The sequence below is a fragment of the Flagellatimonas centrodinii genome, assembly GCF_016918765.2.
Classification (GTDB): domain Bacteria; phylum Pseudomonadota; class Gammaproteobacteria; order Nevskiales; family Nevskiaceae; genus Polycyclovorans; species Polycyclovorans centrodinii.
In genome coordinates this window covers 1,459,759-1,477,683 of sequence record NZ_CP092104.1, presented here as the reverse complement: position 1 = coordinate 1,477,683, position 17,925 = coordinate 1,459,759, and the positions used below count along the sequence as shown (strand labels likewise).

At 65.4% G+C, this 17,925-nt stretch carries 15 protein-coding genes; 8 read left to right on the top strand and 7 right to left on the bottom strand.

The features are described 5' to 3' along the window. Positions 1–121: 121 nt before the first annotated feature. From JN531_RS06935 to JN531_RS06920, 4 genes are all read right to left on the bottom strand, one after another. Positions 122–1,384 carry a DSD1 family PLP-dependent enzyme gene (locus tag JN531_RS06935; protein WP_228348133.1) on the bottom strand — a complete coding sequence of 421 codons (1,263 nt, stop codon included), beginning with the start codon at positions 1,382–1,384 and terminating at the stop codon, positions 122–124. Further along, complete coding sequence (locus JN531_RS06930) at positions 1,371–2,804, bottom strand: D-arabinono-1,4-lactone oxidase (protein WP_228348132.1); 1,434 nt, start codon at positions 2,802–2,804, stop codon at positions 1,371–1,373. The genes JN531_RS06935 and JN531_RS06930 overlap by 14 nt, the downstream gene beginning before the upstream one ends. 75 nt (positions 2,805–2,879) lie before the next feature. Continuing rightward, on the bottom strand, positions 2,880–3,884 hold the full coding sequence (locus JN531_RS06925; protein WP_228348131.1) for an esterase/lipase family protein: 1,005 nt from the start codon (positions 3,882–3,884) through the stop codon (positions 2,880–2,882). Between the two features lie 80 nt (positions 3,885–3,964). Further along, a complete protein-coding gene (locus JN531_RS06920; RefSeq protein WP_228348130.1) occupies positions 3,965–5,368 on the bottom strand; it encodes a fatty acid desaturase in 1,404 nt (467 codons plus the stop codon). Between the two features lie 89 nt (positions 5,369–5,457). Between JN531_RS06920 and JN531_RS06915 the strand changes: the two genes are divergently transcribed. The 6 genes from JN531_RS06915 to JN531_RS06890 all read left to right on the top strand — a co-directional run bounded on the left by JN531_RS06915 (position 5,458) and on the right by JN531_RS06890 (position 9,194). After that, positions 5,458–6,522: a helix-turn-helix domain-containing protein gene (locus JN531_RS06915; RefSeq protein ID WP_228348129.1), complete on the top strand. Its 1,065-nt coding sequence runs from the start codon at positions 5,458–5,460 to the stop codon at positions 6,520–6,522. A 96-nt stretch (positions 6,523–6,618) separates the two neighbouring features. Further along, the gene (locus tag JN531_RS06910; protein WP_228348128.1) at positions 6,619–6,792 is read left to right on the top strand and encodes a hypothetical protein; all 174 of its coding nucleotides are present in this window, start codon (positions 6,619–6,621) and stop codon (positions 6,790–6,792) included. Then, complete coding sequence (locus JN531_RS06905; protein WP_228348127.1) at positions 6,789–7,001, top strand: CsbD family protein; 213 nt, start codon at positions 6,789–6,791, stop codon at positions 6,999–7,001. The genes JN531_RS06910 and JN531_RS06905 overlap by 4 nt, the downstream gene beginning before the upstream one ends. Beyond that, positions 6,991–7,755 (top strand): BON domain-containing protein, encoded by a 765-nt coding sequence (locus tag JN531_RS06900; protein WP_228348126.1) that lies wholly within the window; start codon positions 6,991–6,993, stop codon positions 7,753–7,755. The genes JN531_RS06905 and JN531_RS06900 overlap by 11 nt, the downstream gene beginning before the upstream one ends. A 132-nt stretch (positions 7,756–7,887) precedes the next feature. Next, positions 7,888–8,310 (top strand): DUF4398 domain-containing protein, encoded by a 423-nt coding sequence (locus JN531_RS06895; protein WP_228348125.1) that lies wholly within the window; start codon positions 7,888–7,890, stop codon positions 8,308–8,310. Beyond that, positions 8,307–9,194: an OmpA family protein gene (locus tag JN531_RS06890; RefSeq protein ID WP_228348124.1), complete on the top strand. Its 888-nt coding sequence runs from the start codon at positions 8,307–8,309 to the stop codon at positions 9,192–9,194. Before JN531_RS06895 ends, JN531_RS06890 begins: the two co-directional genes overlap by 4 nt. A gap of 69 nt (positions 9,195–9,263) precedes the next feature. Here the strand turns inward: JN531_RS06890 and JN531_RS06885 are convergent, their stop codons facing one another. Beyond that, positions 9,264–9,983, bottom strand: coding sequence for a Crp/Fnr family transcriptional regulator (locus tag JN531_RS06885; RefSeq protein WP_228348123.1), 720 nt, complete (start codon positions 9,981–9,983; stop codon positions 9,264–9,266). Positions 9,984–10,182: 199 nt separating this feature from the next. Between JN531_RS06885 and JN531_RS06880 the strand changes: the two genes are divergently transcribed. Then, the gene (locus JN531_RS06880; protein ID WP_228348122.1) at positions 10,183–11,541 is read left to right on the top strand and encodes a flavin monoamine oxidase family protein; all 1,359 of its coding nucleotides are present in this window, start codon (positions 10,183–10,185) and stop codon (positions 11,539–11,541) included. Positions 11,542–11,598: 57 nt separating this feature from the next. On the opposite strand, the gene JN531_RS06875 is transcribed toward JN531_RS06880, so the two are convergent. Continuing rightward, positions 11,599–12,282, bottom strand: a complete 684-nt coding sequence (locus JN531_RS06875; RefSeq protein ID WP_228348121.1) for a Crp/Fnr family transcriptional regulator — start codon at positions 12,280–12,282, stop codon at positions 11,599–11,601. A gap of 99 nt (positions 12,283–12,381) precedes the next feature. Between JN531_RS06875 and JN531_RS06870 the strand changes: the two genes are divergently transcribed. Continuing rightward, the gene (locus JN531_RS06870; protein WP_228348120.1) at positions 12,382–13,239 is read left to right on the top strand and encodes a sterol desaturase family protein; all 858 of its coding nucleotides are present in this window, start codon (positions 12,382–12,384) and stop codon (positions 13,237–13,239) included. A gap of 174 nt (positions 13,240–13,413) precedes the next feature. Here the strand turns inward: JN531_RS06870 and JN531_RS06865 are convergent, their stop codons facing one another. Then, a complete protein-coding gene (locus tag JN531_RS06865) occupies positions 13,414–17,853 on the bottom strand; it encodes a TonB-dependent receptor (RefSeq protein WP_228348119.1) in 4,440 nt (1,479 codons plus the stop codon). Positions 17,854–17,925: the final 72 nt, after the last annotated feature.

Sequence of the window (17,925 nt, the reverse complement as noted above, 5' to 3'; positions counted from 1 at the left end):
AATCGTTAAAAGCAACTGCAAAAGCACAGCCACGGCGTTTGGCGTATTTGGCCCCGAGACATCGAGCGGCGCTGTTGCCTTTTGCCGTTACGATTCCCGATTCCCAATTCTCGATTCCCGCTCACCCCAACACCGGCCAGTGATCCTCAATGCGCCCGCCGCGCACCACCAGCAGGTCGCCGAACTGCAGCATCAGCGCCTCGCTCTGGGTGGGCCGCAGGAAGACGTGATCGCCCACCTTGAGGTCGGTCGCTGCGGCACCGTTGAGCAGTTCCTGATTGGAACTGCGGCCGAACAGCGCATTGAGCTGCAACCCCGGCGGTGATACCGGCTGCGCCTTCCAGTTGCCGCCATAGATGAAGTGGCTGCGGGCCTGGTTGGGGTCCCAGGTCTGGAAGACCGAGGACAGCGGCTCGACACCGGGCAGCCGCGTGCCCTCCAGCACTTTCAGTACCGGGGTGGCGATGAACAGCGCCGGTACGTGCGCCGAGAGGGTCGGTAGATCGAAGTCGGTGGGCTGCACCAGCGCCGAACCCACCCCCACTTCATTGAGCGGGCTCTCCGCACCCTGCAACACATAGTTGGGACTGCCGGCGCCGTTGAGCGTGAGTGCGTCGTTCCGCCACTCCGGCCGCTGTGCGGCGAGCAGGTTGAGCGCATCACCGTAGCGCGCCCAGGACTGTGCCTGCAGGTCCGCGGGTGATCCCAGCAGGCGCGGCAGTTTCACCACATGCGGGTCGTAGCCCATGAACCCACTGAAGCGCAGGTGCTGCGGGTCTTCGGCGATCTGCTCCAGCATGGTCAGCAGGGTGAGGTCATCGGCCACCCCGCCGCGGTGCAGGCCGACGTCCAGTTCGATGTTGAGGTTGAGGCGCGTGCCCAGACCGCGCGCCAGGCTGCGGTACTCGGCCACGCGCGCCGGCGTGTCCACCAGCCACTGCAGCTGCCGCGCCGGGTCGAATGACCCCTGATGTGCGTCATAGAAAGCCGCCGCGGCGCGCACCGGCATCGGCTTGCCCAGCAACAGATCGGCCTCGGGAAAGGCCTGCGCCTGCAGGTTCAAGAAGGGTTGGTGAAACACCATCAGCCGCTCGGTGCCGTGGGCGCGCATCACATAGTCCAGCAACTTCACGCTGGGCAGCGACTTGGCCACCACCCGCCACTGCTTGCTGGGATGCAGGTCGCGCTTGAACACCGCCAGGTTGTGGTCGAGCCGGTCCAGATCCAGCACCAGGCAGGGCCGCGCCGGCCCCTGGTCCTTGAGCAGGGCATCGAGCCCGGCGAAGTAGGGGTCATGCGGCGCGCCCCGATGGCTTGGGCGCAGCTTGAAGGCCGCCGCACCACCGACGGCGGCCAGCACGATCAGCAGATCACGCCGTTTCATGCGCTGCCTCCTCAAACCATTGCCGCAGCGCGGGGCTGAGCATCTTGCCGCGCGGATCCAAGGCACGGCGCACACGCTGGAAATCCTGCCAGCGGGGATACCGCGCCGCCAGGCCAGCCGCGGCCAGGGTGTGCAGCTTGCCCCAATGCGGCCGTCCGCCGTGGCGCTGCAGGATGGGCTCCACCAGCGCAAACAGGGGGCGGTGATCCACCTGCCAGTACTGATGAATCGAAATCGAGGCGCAGGCCTGTTGGTGAAACGGGCTGAGCCAGGCCGACTCGGCGGCCACGTGGCGGTACTCGACGGGGAACAGGGTGCGCAGCGCGCTGGCGCGCACGGTGTCGATGATCTCCATCAAACAGGCCGGCCCGTTGTCAATGGGCACTTCGTATTCCATCTCGTTGAACGCCACCTCGCGCGCCGATGGAAACACGTGGTAGGACGGCCCCACCCGCTCGACGCTGGCATCCGCCAGACTCACCAGCAGTCGCTGCAGCACGGCATCGGCATTGGGCAGGCTGTGCGCCAGCTCCGAGGCCAGCCACAGGGCCGCATCCACCGGCAGTTGCAGCAATGGCGCCGGTGTTTCCGCCTCCTCGGTTTCATCCAGCGTCTTCACCAGCACGTCGTCGGCGTGGAAGAAGGCGAAGAACTCGAAATGCCGGTGCTGCTCGCGTAAGGTCTCGATCGACGCCAGCACGTCCTTCAGGGGCTGGGTGAATTCCCGCTGTCGCAGCCGGTAGGCCGGGCGGTTCTGCAGACGCACCTGGCTGACCACTCCAAGCGCACCGACATGGGTCCGCGCGGCGTCGAACACCTCGGCATCACGGTCGGCATCGCAGTCGATCACCTCGCCCTCGGGTGTCACCAGCCGCAGCCCGGCCACCATCGACGAGAACGATCCCAGAGTGAGGCCGGTGCCATGGGTGGCAGTGCCGATGGCGCCGCCCAGGGTCTGCGGATCGACGTCACCCTGGTTGGGCAGCGCCTGTCCCACCGCATCCAGCAGCGGTCCGGCATCGCGGATGGCGGTGCCGGCCCACAGCGTCGCCTGTTGACGCGCGCTGTCGTGCGCGATCAGGCCGCTGAGGGCATTCACCGAGATCATCGTGCCGTCGGTGGTCACCACCGGCGAAAATGAATGGCTGGCGCCCACCGGCCGCACCGGTCCGCGCGCGGCGCGCAGGAGGTCGCGCAGGGCGTCTTCATCCGCCGGCCGCGCAAATACCTGCGGCCGCGATGTCTGCGAACCCGACCAGTTGCGCCATTCCCCAGCGCGCTGTCCGTGGCCGTAGCCCACTGGCACCGCCGGCGTACAGGCGCTCAGATAGGGCAGCGCCGCACCGGTGGCGGCGGTGGCCAGCAAGCCCTGGAGGGCGCGACGACGATCAATCCGGAGAGCGGGCGAACGCGAGGACATGGGCACTCCCTGTGCGACTGTGGCGGAAGCCGAACCGTATCCAAAAATGGCGGACGGCGGTACGGGAAATCCACCTCAGGGGCAGGCGCCCTCGACGTAGCAGCGCAGCGGTGGTTCCTCGAAGCTGCGCTCGGCGGTCAACAAGGTGTTGGCGACCACCAGGCCCAGTGCGGCGAAGTCGGTGGCGAAGGTGGCGGGGTTCACCCCCGGCATCAACAGTTGCAGGCACACCGCAGGATCGATGCGGGACGGATCGGCCGGCCCCGCGTGGGTGAGCGCGTCGATCGCCAGCGCGTACGCCACCGGGTCGGAGGTGCCGATGGTGAGATGCTCCGCGGTGTTCAGCGGGCACACCTGCTGGGTGGCCACGTTGGTGAGCTGGGCGGCATCGCCACTGAGCACCGAGGAGGCGCCCAGCAGGGTGACATTGGGGACCACCACCTCATCGAGGTTGGTGTAGATCACCGTGTAGTCAACGCCGGGTACGGTTTCGAAATCGCGGTTTAGGGCGGCCATGAAGGCCGAACCCATGCCCTGCTGGCGAATCGCCGGCGCGCAGCCCGGCACACAGATACCGCCGGACAGCACGGTGCCATGGTTGGACGGCGACAGCCCTACCAGATCGTCGACCTTGTCGCGCACATCCGGCCAGAAGCGCAGCGCCCAGCGCGGCACCATGCCGCCCTGGCTATGACCGATGATCTGCACCTGGCGTCCGCTGACATCGGCCATTTCGCGCACGGCATGCACCACATACTCGGCGGCGATCTGGATGTCGCCCATGGCGTTCATCGGCAGTTCGATGGTGCAGTAGGGCCGTCCCAGCTGCGTCAGCGCCGGCAGCCAGTTCCAGTCGAAATTGACCTGCGGCTCCAGCGTGGTGCCCGGCACCATCAGCACCGCCGCGTTCGTCGCAGCGGCGAGATCATCGCTGCACTGCAGGGCGGCGTCGAGGTCGGCCTTGGCCACCGTCAGCGGCGGGCCGGCCGTGTTGTCCAGCGACAGGGGGTCGGTACCACCGCAGGCGACGATCCAACACGACAACGCCACCGCACCCCACCGAAAATCTGCTCTCCGCATCGCATCGTTCTCCATCGATCGTGACGGTTACTGTACGCGGGAAGCGGCTCGGTGGAGGCGGTGGCGCCCTGCCGTCGCGGTCAGGCCTGGACGGGACGGAAATCCGGCTTTTCACGCACCGCGCAGTCGGGGCACTGCCAGCTCATCGGCAGCGCCGACCACGCCGTGCCGGCCGGGTAGCCTTCATGCGGGCAGCCCACCTTGGGGTCGTAGACGTACTGGCAATTGGGGCACTGGAACTGCTCGGCATCCACCGAGGTGACCGCCGGTGCATCGGCCTCGACCACCCCTGTGTCCACCGATTCGGCGGGCGCTGCATGCGCCCAGCGCTGCAGCAGCGCCGCCCGACGCGGGCCGTGCAGATGCGCCTTGCGCAGGTCACCGCCGTGATGCGCCACCACCTTCGGGTCCATCAGCTTGAACCACAGCGGCGGGAAGTAGGCGATGAGGATCATCGCGGCATAGCCGGAGGGCAGCTGCGGGCTGTCCTCGAAGTGGCGCAACGCCTGGTAGCGACGCGTGGGGTTGGCGTGATGGTCGGAGTGGCGCTGCAGCTGATAGAGCAGCAGGTTGGTGACCACGTGGTTGCTGTTCCACGAATGCCGCGGCTGGCAGCGTTCGTAGCGGCCGTTCGGCAGCTTCTGGCGGATCAGGCCGTAGTGCTCCAGGTAGTTCACCACTTCCAGCAGCGAGAAGCCGAAGGCCGCCTGTGCCACCAGAAACACCAGCGCCCAGGGGCCCAGCCACAGCGTCAGAGCGCCAAACAGCAGCACCGTCATCGCCCAGGACTGCAGCACCTCATTGTCCAAGGACAGTACCGCCTTGTTCTGGCGCTTCAGACGCTCGGCCTCGATGTGCCAGGCCGACTTCAGGCTGCCCACCACGGTGCGCGGCAGAAAGGCCCAGAAGCTCTCGCCCATGCGCGAGCTGGCCGGATCTTCGGGCGTCGCCACATTCTTGTGGTGGCCCTTGTTGTGCTCGATGAAGAAGTGCCCGTAGGCCACCGGCGCCAGGGTGATCTTGGCCAGCCAGCGTTCCAGCGTGTTGGTCTTGTGGCCCAGCTCGTGCGCGGTATTGATGCCGACACCATTGACCACGCCGGTGCTGATCACCAGCGCCAGCAGATCCCAGCCACTCAGATTGCCGGTGACCGCGAACCAGGCGCCGACGCCGGTGATGAGGTACTGGGTGGGGATGTAGGCGAACACGATGTGGCGGTAGTAGCGGTCGGCATCCAGATCCGACACCGCCGACTCCGGCGCATTGACGCGGTCTTCGCCGACCCGCCAGTCGAGCGCCGGCACGATCACGTAGAAGAAGAAGGGCAGCGCCCACATGACCCAGCCCGGGGCGCCCATCACCGCCGCCAGCACCGAGGCCAGCGCGATCACCGGGATCGCCGGGCTCAGCATCCAGAACCACTTCTTGCCGTCGACCCAGCGCAGGGCTTCGCGGTCCACGGTATCCAGTTCGATTGCACGCATGTCGTTTCTCCTCAACAGGTGATGACATCGTGCCGATCGGGCCGCCGCCACGATTGTCATTTTCCGCCACGGTATTGTCATAATGCGCCATGACCGCCCTGTCCACAGCCGATTCCGACCTTCGGGTGCCCGCCCGCTACTACACCCGCCTGGCGGACATCCTGCTGCAACAAGGCGTGGATTTCGCCGCCCTGCTGCAGGCGCAGAAGCTCTCCCCCAGCCTGCTGACCGACCCCGACGCCACGCTCCGCTTCTCGCAGGTCGATGCCTTGGTGCACTACGTGTTTGCCCGCAGCGGTCGTGGCGATCTGGGCATGGAAGTGGGGCGCCTGCTCACCGCCAGTTCGCACAGCTTCGTCGGCTTCGTGATGTTCAACAGCGACACCCTGGACCAGGCGCTGCGCTTCGAGGCGCAGTACTTCCGCCTGATCATGCCCAGCTTCCGCATGCGCTACAGCGCCGGGCCCGACCACGGCGACATGCTGTTCACGCCCCGCGTGGCGATGAGCACGCTATGCCTGCACTTTCATCTGGAAGCCATCGCCATGGCCGCGATGCGCGAGATCACCGACCTCACCGGTACGCATCGGCCGCCCTGCGTGCTGGAACTGTCGATCCCCGAACCCGCCCACATCGACCGCTATCCCCGTGACCTGCTGCGCAACGTCGACCTGCGTTTCGGCGTCGGCAGCACCCCGGCGGTGCGGCTGCGGATGCTGGACGATCCCCGCCAACTGCGGCTGACCATGGCCGACCCCCACGCGCGCCGCATCGCCGAGGACCGCTGCCGCGCGCTGGTGCAGCAGGTGGCCGATGGCGGGCGCTTTGGCGACTGGGTGGCAATGACCTTGCGGGAAGTGGCCGAGGGCCTGCCATCGCTGGCGGAACTGGCGGCCCAGCTCAATATCTCCACCCGCACCCTCAACCGCTACCTGCAGCGCGAGGGCACCACCTATCGCCAACTGGCCGGCCGGATTCAGCACGAGATTGCCTGCGAGCGGCTCGCCGCCGGCAACATGAGCGTCACCGAAGTGGCGTATTCGCTGGGGTTCTCCGACGCCGCCAATTTCACCCGCGCATTCCGCCGCCGTGCCGGCTACAGCCCCGGGGCGCATCGCGTATCCACCGCGCACGCCGAACCCGGGGCTGCCTAAGCGCGTCAGCGCACAGAATGGACCGGTACCCGTCGATACTTTTGTCAGACATAGAGCGTCCTCGCATTTCGCGGGGCATCTGCCATGGAGATGACGATGAAAAAGTCGACGAGCCGTTCGGAAACCGCGCAGGAAGAAGTGCATCAGGTCATGCCCAAAAAGGACGCCCGGAAGCTGGCCGTCACCCCGACGACGCGCAAGCCTGCCACGCCCCGCGGCGCCGCCAAGGGTGATGACGACCTCATGAGCCAACCGGTGAAACGGTCATGAGTCTCCCCAGCGCTGACGAAATCAAGGGGCATTGGAAGCAGCAGATGGGTGCCGCCAAAGTGGCCTGGGGCAAGCTCACCGACGATGAACTGCTGCAATCCGAGGGACACGTGCAGAAGCTGGCCGGTCTGGTACAGGAACGCTATGCCGTCAGCCGGGACGAGGCGGAAAAGCAGGTCAAGCAGTTCCTCGAAAAGAATGGCACTTGAAGACCAGCCGGGGCACATCGCTGCCCCGGTGTTGTCTTCGGCGCGTTCCGCCGCGGCGATCCTGATGATGCTTTCAGGCGCCGCGGTCGCGGCCGATGCGTCCAGCGCCGCGTTGGCCCAGGCTCGCCAGGAGATCCAGATCTGGACCACCTACGAGCTGAATCCGCACCTGCGCGCCCATGATCTCGAAGTCACTGTGCGCAATGCCTCGGCGACACTGTCGGGCATCGTCGACAACGACACCAGCCGCGATCTCGCTACCCAGATCGCGCTGAGCGTCGCCGGTATCGAAACCGTGGACAACAGGATCACGGTGCAGGCCGACTACATCCCCAGCACCTGGGCGGCCGGCGAGCGTCGCTACGGCGATGTCATTGACGATGCCACCATCACCGCTGCCATCGAATCCAAACTGCGCTGGAGCCGCAACACCGAGGGCCTGGAAGCCCTGGTGGACAACCGCCTGGTGGTCTCACCCCAGCCGCCGGTCGAAGCCGAACGGATCGTCAGCACCGAGCATCCCCGGCCGGCCATCGCGCAAGGCATGACCGATGTCTGGATCACCACCCGGGTGAAGGCCCTCTATCTGTACTCGCGCAATGTCGACAACGCCAGCATCTCGGTCAGTACCGATCGCGGCATCGTCACCCTGAGAGGCTCAATGGCCAACGGCGCCTCGGGGGCGCTGGCGATTGAACTCGCGCGCAATGTCGGCGGCGTCAAACAGGTTCAGAGCCGCGATCTCACGCCGTAGCAGCGCGGCACCACTGCGCCCGCTTATTTGGCGCTATGCACGCTACCGCACCGACTACCGCAGGCCGAAGGAGGAAGATCAGCGACCGGTCAGCTGCGATGAACGCTGACCATTCCAACGAGGGACTGCACCATGACTGACGCTCCGCAACCATCCACAATCGCCCACCGAACGGCCCATGGTCGCGCGCTGGTCGCCGTGCTCGCCGCCGCACTCGGGGTCGGCATCGCCGGTTGCGCCAGCACGCCAACTCCGCCGACCCGTGCCCTGCAGGCCGCCGAGACTGCGATCACGCACGCCGAGCAGGCACGCGTAGCCGACTACGCATCCCCCGAACTGGGGCAGGCGCGTGAGCAGCTCGCTGCCGCCCGCTCCGCCGTGCAGGAAGAGCGCATGGGCGCCGCGCAACAGCTTGCTGAACAATCCCGAGCCAGCGCCGAGCTGGCCACAGCCCGTGCCGAGGTATTGAAAGCACAGGCTGTCAACAACGAAATGCGCAGCAGCACTGAAACCCTCAAACAAGAAATGCAGCGCAACACCGGAGCACAGCAATGAATCGTTCACTATCAACTTCCAGGCTGCTGATCGCCACCGCCACCATCGCCCTCGGCATGACCGCCTGCGCGGCCGCGCTGACCAAGCCGGAAGGTGCCGACCTGGCACGCGAGAAACTGACCCGACTGCAGGCAGACCCGAAGCTGGCGAGCCGCGCTCCCGTTGCGATTAAAGATGCCGAGACCGCCGTCGTCGCTGCCGAAGTGCCCCGCAAGGCCGATGAGGAGGCCCGCCATTTGGTCATCATGGCCGACCGGAAAGTGGACATCGCCGTGGCACGGGCGCAGTCGCGTTTGGCAGAAGATGAGCGCGATGCCCTGAGCAAGCAACGCGAGGGCGCCCGTCTGGAAGCCCGCACCCGCGAAGCCGATTCCGCCCGAGACGACGCCGCCACCGCACGCAGTCAGGCTGACATTGCCCGCAGCGAGGCCATCGCTGCCCGCGTCGATACTGCCGCCGCGCTGAGCGAAGCCGCTGCCCTGCAGGCGCAGATGGCTGCACTCAACGCCAAGGAGACCGACCGCGGCATGGTCGTCACTCTTGGCGACGTGCTGTTCGCGACCGGTCAGTCAGACCTCAAGGGCGGTGCTGCCAGCAACCTGGGCAAGCTCTCGGCCTTCCTCAATACGTATACCGACCGTACCGTACTGATCGAAGGCCACACCGATAGCGTCGGTGCAGCTGTCTTCAACCTGGCCCTGTCGCAGCGCCGCGCTGATGCCGTGAAATCGTTTCTGATGGCTCAGGGTGTCGACGCCAACCGGCTGATGGCCGCCGGCATGGGCGAAGGCGTCCCCGTGGCAAGCAATGACAATGCCACGGGGCGTCAGCAGAACCGCCGCGTCGAAGTGATCATCTCCAACACGGTGGCATCCGCGCAGTAACACAGTCGAATCCTGCGCCGCACCCGCATGCTGCGGGTGTGGCGCAGGACCTGCGCGGCCCCAGCTCGGTCAGGGGGCCGGAAGGTAGGGCAGTAAGCGATCGGTTTCCCGCTTCACCACCGCATAGCATTCACAACAGATACGTTCGACGATCTTCCGGTCCAGCACCGTGATCTTGCCACGGGCGTATTCGATGGCGCCCAACCGCTGCAGTTTGCCAGCGGCCTCGGTTACGCCTTCACGACGGACCCCCAGCATGTTGGCAATAAGCTCCTGGGTCATGACCAGTTGGTTGCCAGGTAGACGGTCGAGCGACAACAACAGCCAACGAGACAATTGCTGATCAATCGAATGATGGCGGTTGCAGACCGCGGTCTGCGCCATCTGCGTAATGAGCGCCTGGGTGTAGCGCAGCAACAGATGCTGGAGCTCGCCATGACGCCCGAACTCATCCTTGAGCGCCTGCCCTGGCAGCTGATAGGCGGCCCCGGCACTTTGTACGATGGCGCGGCTCGGCGTGCTCTCGCCCCCCATGAACAGGGCGATCCCGATCAACCCTTCGTTACCCACTACCGAGATCTCAGCGGATGCGCCGTTTTCCATGACGTATAACAAGGACACGATGGAATTGATCGGAAAGTAGACATGCGTCATCGCATCGCCTGACTCGTACAAGACTTTTCCGAGCGGCAGATCCACACGCTTCAGCAGCGGAAACAGACGAAGCTTGACGACCTCCGGCAGGGCCGCAAGAAGGTGGTTGTCCTGCGGGGAGAGTCCGTGCGTCATCGCCATCTCCAGCGATCTCGAGCGAGGGGCATCCTCGCCCCGGTCTCCCACTCTAGCAAAGGGTGATAATCCAATAGGTGGAACGGCATGCGTCCCACCCGGCAATGTCGGTCGACGTGCCACGACGCCGATGCGCTGGCACCATGACAACCCGAGCGCCCCCTGCGCCGCCGACTGTCCCAAACCGGAGCCGCGTCCCATGAGCACCCCCGAGAGCGTCGACTACTGCATCGTCGGTGCCGGCGTGGCCGGTCTACGGGCGGCCCAGCGACTGACCGCCGCCGGCCACCACGTGCGTCTGCTGGAAGCCCGCGACCGCGTTGGCGGTCGCACCGAGGGCGGCGAACTCTGCGGCGAAGCGGTCGATGTCGGCGGCCAGTGGATCGGCCCCACGCAGCACACCGCGATGGCCCTGTGCGAGGAACTCGGGCTGTCGCTGTATCCGCAATTCGCCGACGGCCGACGGCTGATGGAGATGCAGGGCCGGCTACGCCGTTATCGCGGCACCGTTCCGCGCATGTCCCTACTGGGCCTGCTGGACGCCGACCGCGCCATTCGCCGTGTCGACCGCATGGCCGCCGCCCTCGACCCCGAGCGGCCCTGGCAATCACCACAGGCCGCCGAGTGGGACCGCACCACCGTTGCCCAGTGGCTGCAGCAGGCCATGTACACGCGCGGCGGCCGCACCCTGGTGGACATCCTCACCCGCGCCATCCTCACCTGCGAAGCGCACGAGGTCTCGATGCTGGGTTTCCTCCACTACATCGCCTGTGCCGGCAAAGTCGAATCTCTGGCGGAAGTGCACGGCGACGGCGCGCAGAAGTACAAGGTGAAGGGTGGCGCCTTCCAGATTGCGCAGCGTCTGGCCGACCGGCTGCCGCGTGACACCCTGCAATTGAACACGCCGGTGCACGCCCTCACCCAGTCTGATCACGGCGTCACCGTTCGGCATGTCCAGGGCGAACTGCAGGCGCGTCGGGTGATCGTGGCGCTACCGCCGGCCCTGGCCGCCCGCATCCACTTCGATGCCAGCCTGCCCGCTGCACGCCTGCAACTGCACAGCCGCATGCCCATGGGGTCGGTGATCAAGGCCCTGATCGCCTACGAGCGGCCGTTCTGGAAAGACCGCGGTCTGTCCGGCGAAGTGATCAGTGATCAGGGCCCGTTCGGACCGGTGCTGGACGCCACCCCGCCCGGCAGCCCGCACGGTTTCCTCGTGGGTTTCTTCGACGGCGCCCACAGCCGCCGCCTCGCCGGCCAGCCTACCGAGGTGCGGCGCGACGCCTGCATCGCCTCACTGACCCGCTACTTCGGTGATGCCGCCGCCCAGCCCATCGGCTACCTCGACAAGGACTGGATCTCCGACCCCTGGAGCCAGGGCTGCTATGTCGGCGTGCCCACCCCCGGCACCCTCAGCACCTGCGGCCACGCCCTGCGCGACCCCTGCGGCCGCGTCCACTGGGCCGGCACCGAAACCGCCACCCGCTGGCTGGGCTACATCGATGGTGCGATCAGCTCGGGGGAACGGGCGGCGGACGAGGTGATGGGCGCGGCGTGATGGACCATCAGCCCTGGTCAAGATGTGGCTGGCCGAGCGGCTGCAATCGCAGGGTTATCACGAGACGCCGTGGTGCTGCGCTAACCACCGCTGCATCGCGGGCACATCGGTGACGCACACACGCCCGTAGCCGGTGGTGACCCAACCGCTTCGCTTGAACGACTTCAGCGCGAGACCCAAGGCCACCCGGGAAACCCCCAACTGTTCGGCCAGGGCTTCCTGTGTGATGTCGATGTCGGTTGCCCCGGACGATCGCGCTGCGGCGGCGGCATGGTGCCGTAGCAGCCACTTCGCCAGCCGTGCGGGCAGCGGCAGGGTGCGGATGTCGTCGAGCATCTCGACCGCCATCAGCAGGCGTTGCGCAAGCATCCGCATCAAACCTTCACGCAAGGGGGCGGATTCGCCCATCAATCGGGTAAACAGTGCCTCGTTGATCACACGGATGCGGGTGTCTCCGATGGCATGGAAGTCGTAGAACCTCGGCGCATCGGCCAGCAGTGTGAACTCGCCGAAGCTGTCGCCGGGTTCCAGGACTGCGGTCACCGCACGGCGGCCATCGGGGCTGCAATTGCTGACGCTGACCTGCCCGACCTCCACCACACAGAGCGAGCGCTCACGGTTGCCGCGGGCATAGATCAGCGCGCCATCGCGATGCCGCCGCACCTGGCCGCAGCGCTGCAGCAACTGCCGCGGGCCCGCCGGGAGCAGGTGGATGAACGTCTCGGCGGCCTGTCCGCGCATGCGTCGCCTCGCGATCAAGGGGAGAATGCATAAAAGTTAGCATTATCCCGAGCGCGGGCGGCGTAGATTGCACTCTCGCTTCGCTTGGAGGAGAACCTGATGAAGCCCGAGATCCTGATTATTTTTGGCATCTTTGTTGCGTTTGCCATCGTCGAAGCCGTCAACACCGGCTTCTTCCGCAAGCCCGGTCAACGCCGAAAGGACGTCATCGTCGAGGTGATCGGTGCCGGTGTCCTGCTCGCGCTGACCCAACCGCTGATCCTGCTGAGCAGCGCAGCGCTGACCGGCCTGCTGTGGCCGACGGCGGAGGGGGCTTTGGCCCACTGGCCGATCCTGGCGCAAGTCGGCCTTCTGCTGATCTTTGACGACATGACCCAGTACGGATGGCACCGGCTGACCCACAGCGTGCCGTGGCTATACCGCCTGCACCGGCCACACCACGATGCGCACTACATGAGCGTGCGCATCGTTTACCGCAACAACATCTTTTACTACGCCCTGATGCCCAGCCTGTGGTTTTCCGGCGCGCTGATCTACATGGGTCTGGGCAGCGTTTATGCCGTCTACCTGGTGGTCAAGCTGGCGGTCATTACCGGCGCGCATTCGGATGTTCGCTGGGACCAGAAGCTCTACGCCATCCCGGCGCTGTCGCCGCTGATGTGGGTGCTGGAGCGCACCATCTCCACGCCGGCCACCCACGCCGCCCATCACGGCCGCCACCTGAGCGACACCGCCACGCACTACAAGGGCAACTTCGGCAATCTGCTGTTTTTCTGGGATGTGCTGTTCGGTACCGCCAAGATCACCCGTGGCTACCCGTCGGCGTTCGGGGTCGAAAACCTCGCCGAAGCCAGCGCCGCCGAACAACTGCTGTGGCCGCTGGTACGAAGCAGCCCTGCGGCCGTCATGCCCGACGAGGTCCATCCACGCGATCCAACGGCCCAATCGGGGGCTTGAGCCGGGGCTCAGCGCGACGGGCGCGTCGAGCGCAGACCGGACCCGACGGCTCGAATCCGTCGCGGTCTGCCCCGTCGTGTCACGCACAAAAAAGCGGCGGGCTTGCGCCCGCCGCCGGTGAATCATCCGGATTCGACCGCAGTCGACGTCCGGAGATGCGGGTCGACCCGCCCCTCAGCCGCCGAAATCGATGGACACCTTGGCGGTGGGGCCTTCGATGGTGCGGTCGTAGCTCTTGCGTTCTAACACCCCGCCGTCGATGGCATCGACGTAGCGCTCCCAGCTGTAGCCGGCGCCGATGCTGAAGCCGCCGACACGGTAGGCGAGACCGAGGCTGGCGCCAAACACCGGCACATTCTCGGAGTTCGTGCGGGTCTGCTCGGGGAACTCGGTTTCGGTATTGGACGACTGCGTGGGATCCAGCTGGTTGGTCAGGAGCTGTACGCCCTCCAGCTGGTCGTTCCTGCTCTCCAGTTCGCTGCCAGATCCGGTCACCGTCTGATCACCATGCAGCAGGCCGGCGCTGAGCGACCAATCCAGCTCGACATGGCCATCTTGATCGTTGCCGAAGAGCCGGCTGGCCGCGTCCCAGCTCAACACCAGACCGGTGCCCTTGAAGTTGCGATCCACCGCGTACTCGGCACTGTAGTGCGTGCGACTGGCGTAGGCGCCGGGAATCCCGAAGAACGCAATGCCACTCTCGGGCACATCCCAGTCCGGTATGCCATCCAGCAGCACATTGGTATCCGACTGGAAGTCGGCCCGGCGCAGACTGAGGCCGACGGTTGAGCGCGTCAGCGCGCCGATCCCCAGCTCACGGCTCAGGGTCATGTCGGTGATGCGGTATTCCTCGCGGTCCCGCACCGCGATTGAAGCGTAGTTGGCGATCGTGTAGTTCTCGATACCGTCGAACACCGCCGACCGGCTGGGATCATTGCTGTTGCACTGGGACTCGAAGAACGTTCCGGTCAGCAGGCAATCGATCGGCTCGGTCCGTTGTTCGGCATACCGCGCCGATGTCTCGTTGTGTTTGCCGCGACGGTAGCGGCCGGAGATCGCCCACGGACTGTCGTCCATGTGCCAGGTCAGCTTGACGGACTGGTTGTCGCCCCAGCCGAGATCCTGGTTCTGGGTGGCAGCGAATATATCGAGCGGACCTGTGAAGGCATCGTCAAAGCTCGGGGTAATGGCCTCATTGGGCGCATCGACCGCGGCCAGCTGACCCCCCACTTCCAGGCTCAACGGGAAGCGGTAGTCCGACCCGCGACGGGCGCCGAAATTGCCCAGCAGGCCATCGCCATTCCAGTGCTTGGTCACCCGCAGGCCGAACAGGCGCGGCTCGGTGAGAAACACATTGGTGGTCAGGCCGGTGTCGTCAGAGTTGAGGAAGGCGCCGGAGATGGCAGTCTCGTCGGTGACATTCTTGATGTAGGCCATGATGTTCCAGCCGGCCGCATCGTTCACGAAGATCGCCGCGAGGTTCATGGTGAAGTAGTCATCCAGTCGCGCGAATTCGTGGTCATTGAACACCCGCCACCAGGACTCTGACTGCCAGTGGATATCGGTGTGCAAGTTCATCATCCAGTTGCCCGACAGCGGGATGCCGTAGTCGGCGGTGACCGTCCCAGTGTAGTTGGGTGCATTGGGCAATTCATTGCCGCCCAGTTCCTTGGAGAAGCCCCTGCCGCCGTTGGGGGCGGTGGCGGGATCAAAGCCTTCGTAGTCGGCGAAGGCCGATCCCAGCTCGGCTGCATAGTCGATGCCGGGGGCATAGGGTTCGCCGGTCACCGGGTCGAGCCCTGAATAGTAGGCATCGACACAGGCGCCGCTGCCGCTGACGTTGTGGAAGCCGGTCTGGATGTTGAAGCGGCCGCCGGCCGTGACCATGTCGAGCGGGAAGATGCAGTTGGACGGCACGGTGGGGAATGGCCGCACCACGATCCAGTCCGGGTTGCCGGCAGTGCGGTCCATCAGGTCGATGGCGGACTCGCCGTCGGCGATCCGGGTCTTCTGGTAACCGCCCTTGAAGCCTAGACGCAGGTTTTCCAGCGCGAACCAGTCCAGCTCGATTTCTGCACCCCAGATCTTGGCGTCGAAGTTACGGTTCAGCGCTGCGCGATTGACGATCTCGGAGACTTGGTAGTCCGTGTAGTCGTAATAGAACGCGGCGAGATTGGCGGTGAGTCGGCCATCGAACAGGGTGTTCTTGGTGCCGATTTCGAAGGCATTGACGAACTCCGCGTCGAAGATTTCCTCCTGGCGCTGCATCGCTGCCACGATCTCGCTGTTGAAGTTGGTCGCGTAGGTGGCAACCACCGGCGGCGGCGGATTGGTACCGCCGGCCTTGTAGCCGCGGGCATAGGAGCCGTAGATCAAGGTTTCGTCAGTGAAGCTGAGATCAGGCTTCCAGTCCACGGTGAAGCGGCCGGTCGGCTGGCGCCACTCCTGATCGATGATGCGGGCGGCGGGGTAGGTGCCCCCCGAATTCGCGACGAGAAACCAGCTGGGCACCTGCGGGGCGTGCTTCTTGTCGACCGTCCAGCGCAGGCCAGCGGTCACTTTCAGATTGTCGGTGACATCGACGTAAGTCTCGCCAAAAATGCTGTACGACCGCAGCTCATAAGGGTTCTTCGACAGAAAGTAGTTGCGACCCTTGTCGTTGAGGGCGCCGATCGGGTTGGGATCAACGTAGGTGCAGCCGGCGACGTTGTAGAGCCCAAACGGATTACTGGTCGCGTTAGGAATCGCCAGACAGTCCGTATTGTCCGTCTGTCCGGCCACATAGGGCTGGTCACTTCCATCCCACACCGTGGTCAGCATGGTGATGCTGTTGATGAAGACGTAGTACTTGTCCTCGGTGTCGTACCGCAGATAGTTGGTGCCCAGGCTGAAGTTGAACGGACCATCGAAGTCCGACGACAGACGGAACTCCTGGCTGAACTGGGTCGATTGGGCGGTCGACAGGCCGCCCAGCAACAGACGATCCGAACAGCCAAGCTGCGGATCGCAGAACACGTTGTTTTCGTCGAGTACGCCCGGGTCCGCTTCGGACGCCGGTCCGAACGCCTGGGGTGCGGTGGTGAAGCGGTTGTAGTCCTGGAACGACGACAGGAAGTCGGTCCCGTGTGCGGTTTCGGAATCCAGCGTCAGGCCGGAGTCGAAATCCCAGGACAACTGAAGCTGGACGATATCGGACTCGGCGCGATAGTCGGGCTGCAGCGACGACTCGATCACGCGCAGATCGCGGGACTGGAAGGCGTTGAGGTACGGGTCCTGATCCTCCTTGACCGGGTTGCCGATATTGCCGGTGGGGCCGTAGTACGGCAGCGAGTAGCCGTTCGGCGTCTGGAACGCCTCATCCGAGTACAGCGAGACCGGCGCACAGCCCTGATTGATGTAACTGCGAAGCCCGAACGCACCGCCGCTGCCCTCAACCGGCAAGCCGCCGATCTCGTCCGGGGCAAGATCCTTCTTGCAGAGCTGCTTGCCTGAGCGCAGGCGGTCGTCGTCTTCGTTGAAGTGTTCCCACACCAGATTGACGTCAAAGGTATCCGTCGGCTGGACCCGCAGCGACAGGCGGGTGGACCACAGGTCACGACCGTCGATCTGCTGACCCGTCAACTCATTGGTGACGTAGCCGTCACGCTTGGTCCCGGCCGCGGCGAAGCGCAGGGCTGCCTTGTCTTCCACCAGCGGCAGGTTGGCCATGCCTTCCCAGCGCTGGCTGTTGTAGTTGCCCGTGTCCAGCGAGAGCCGTGCCGACTCGTAGAACTCCGGCTTGGCGGTGATCAGGTTGACCACGCCGGCGGTGGCATTGCGCCCGTACAGGGTGCCCTGCGGGCCGCGCAGCACCTCGACCCGCGACATGTCGTAGAACTCCTGCTCGAAGAAGCGGTTGCGGATCAGCGTCGTGTTGTTGAACGCAACCGCCACGGCGGGGTCAGTGGTGGCGGAAATCGCCTGGGTGCCAATCCCGCGGATCTGGATGTTGTAGCCGGTGAAGTTGGTCTTGGTGAAGGTCATGTTCGGCACCTGGGTGATCAGGTCCGGACCGCCTGCGATCTGGCTGCGCGTCAGGTCTTCCATCGAGAAGGCACTGATGGCAATCGGCACATCCTGCAGCCGCTCTTCCTTCTTCTGGCCGGTGACGATGATCTCTTCGACGCCACGCCGTCGCGCGGTTTCGACATCCAGAATGGGATCGGAATCGACGCTTCCGGCGCGGCTTGCGCCAAGCGCATCGAGCTTCTCTGGCGTACCGATAACCACACCTCCAGAGGGCGTGTAGTCGTACCGAAGGCCGGTGCCACGCAGCAGCTCGCTCAGCGCCGCCTCGCGGCTGAGCGTGCCGTTGACGGCATTGCCGCTGAGCCCGTCGACATCTTCCGGGGTGTAGAGCAACTCGTGCCCACTCTGCTGGCCGTACTCGATGAGCGCGCTGCGCAGGCTCTGGGCGGGGATATCAAAGCTGCGAGTATCCGGGCTCGCGGGGTCGGCCACCACCGGGGTGGCAGTGACGGTTTCGGCGTAGGCAACGGGCAAAGCCCCGGCCATCAGCAGCGACAGGCAGGCAACGGACCAGTAGGCCGGCCGGCGGCGGGTGACGTGCATCATGCGTCTCCTTCCAGTAGTGACAGCCGGTGGGCCCGGCCTCTTCTCGCGATTTCTATGCGCGTCCTCTAGAAG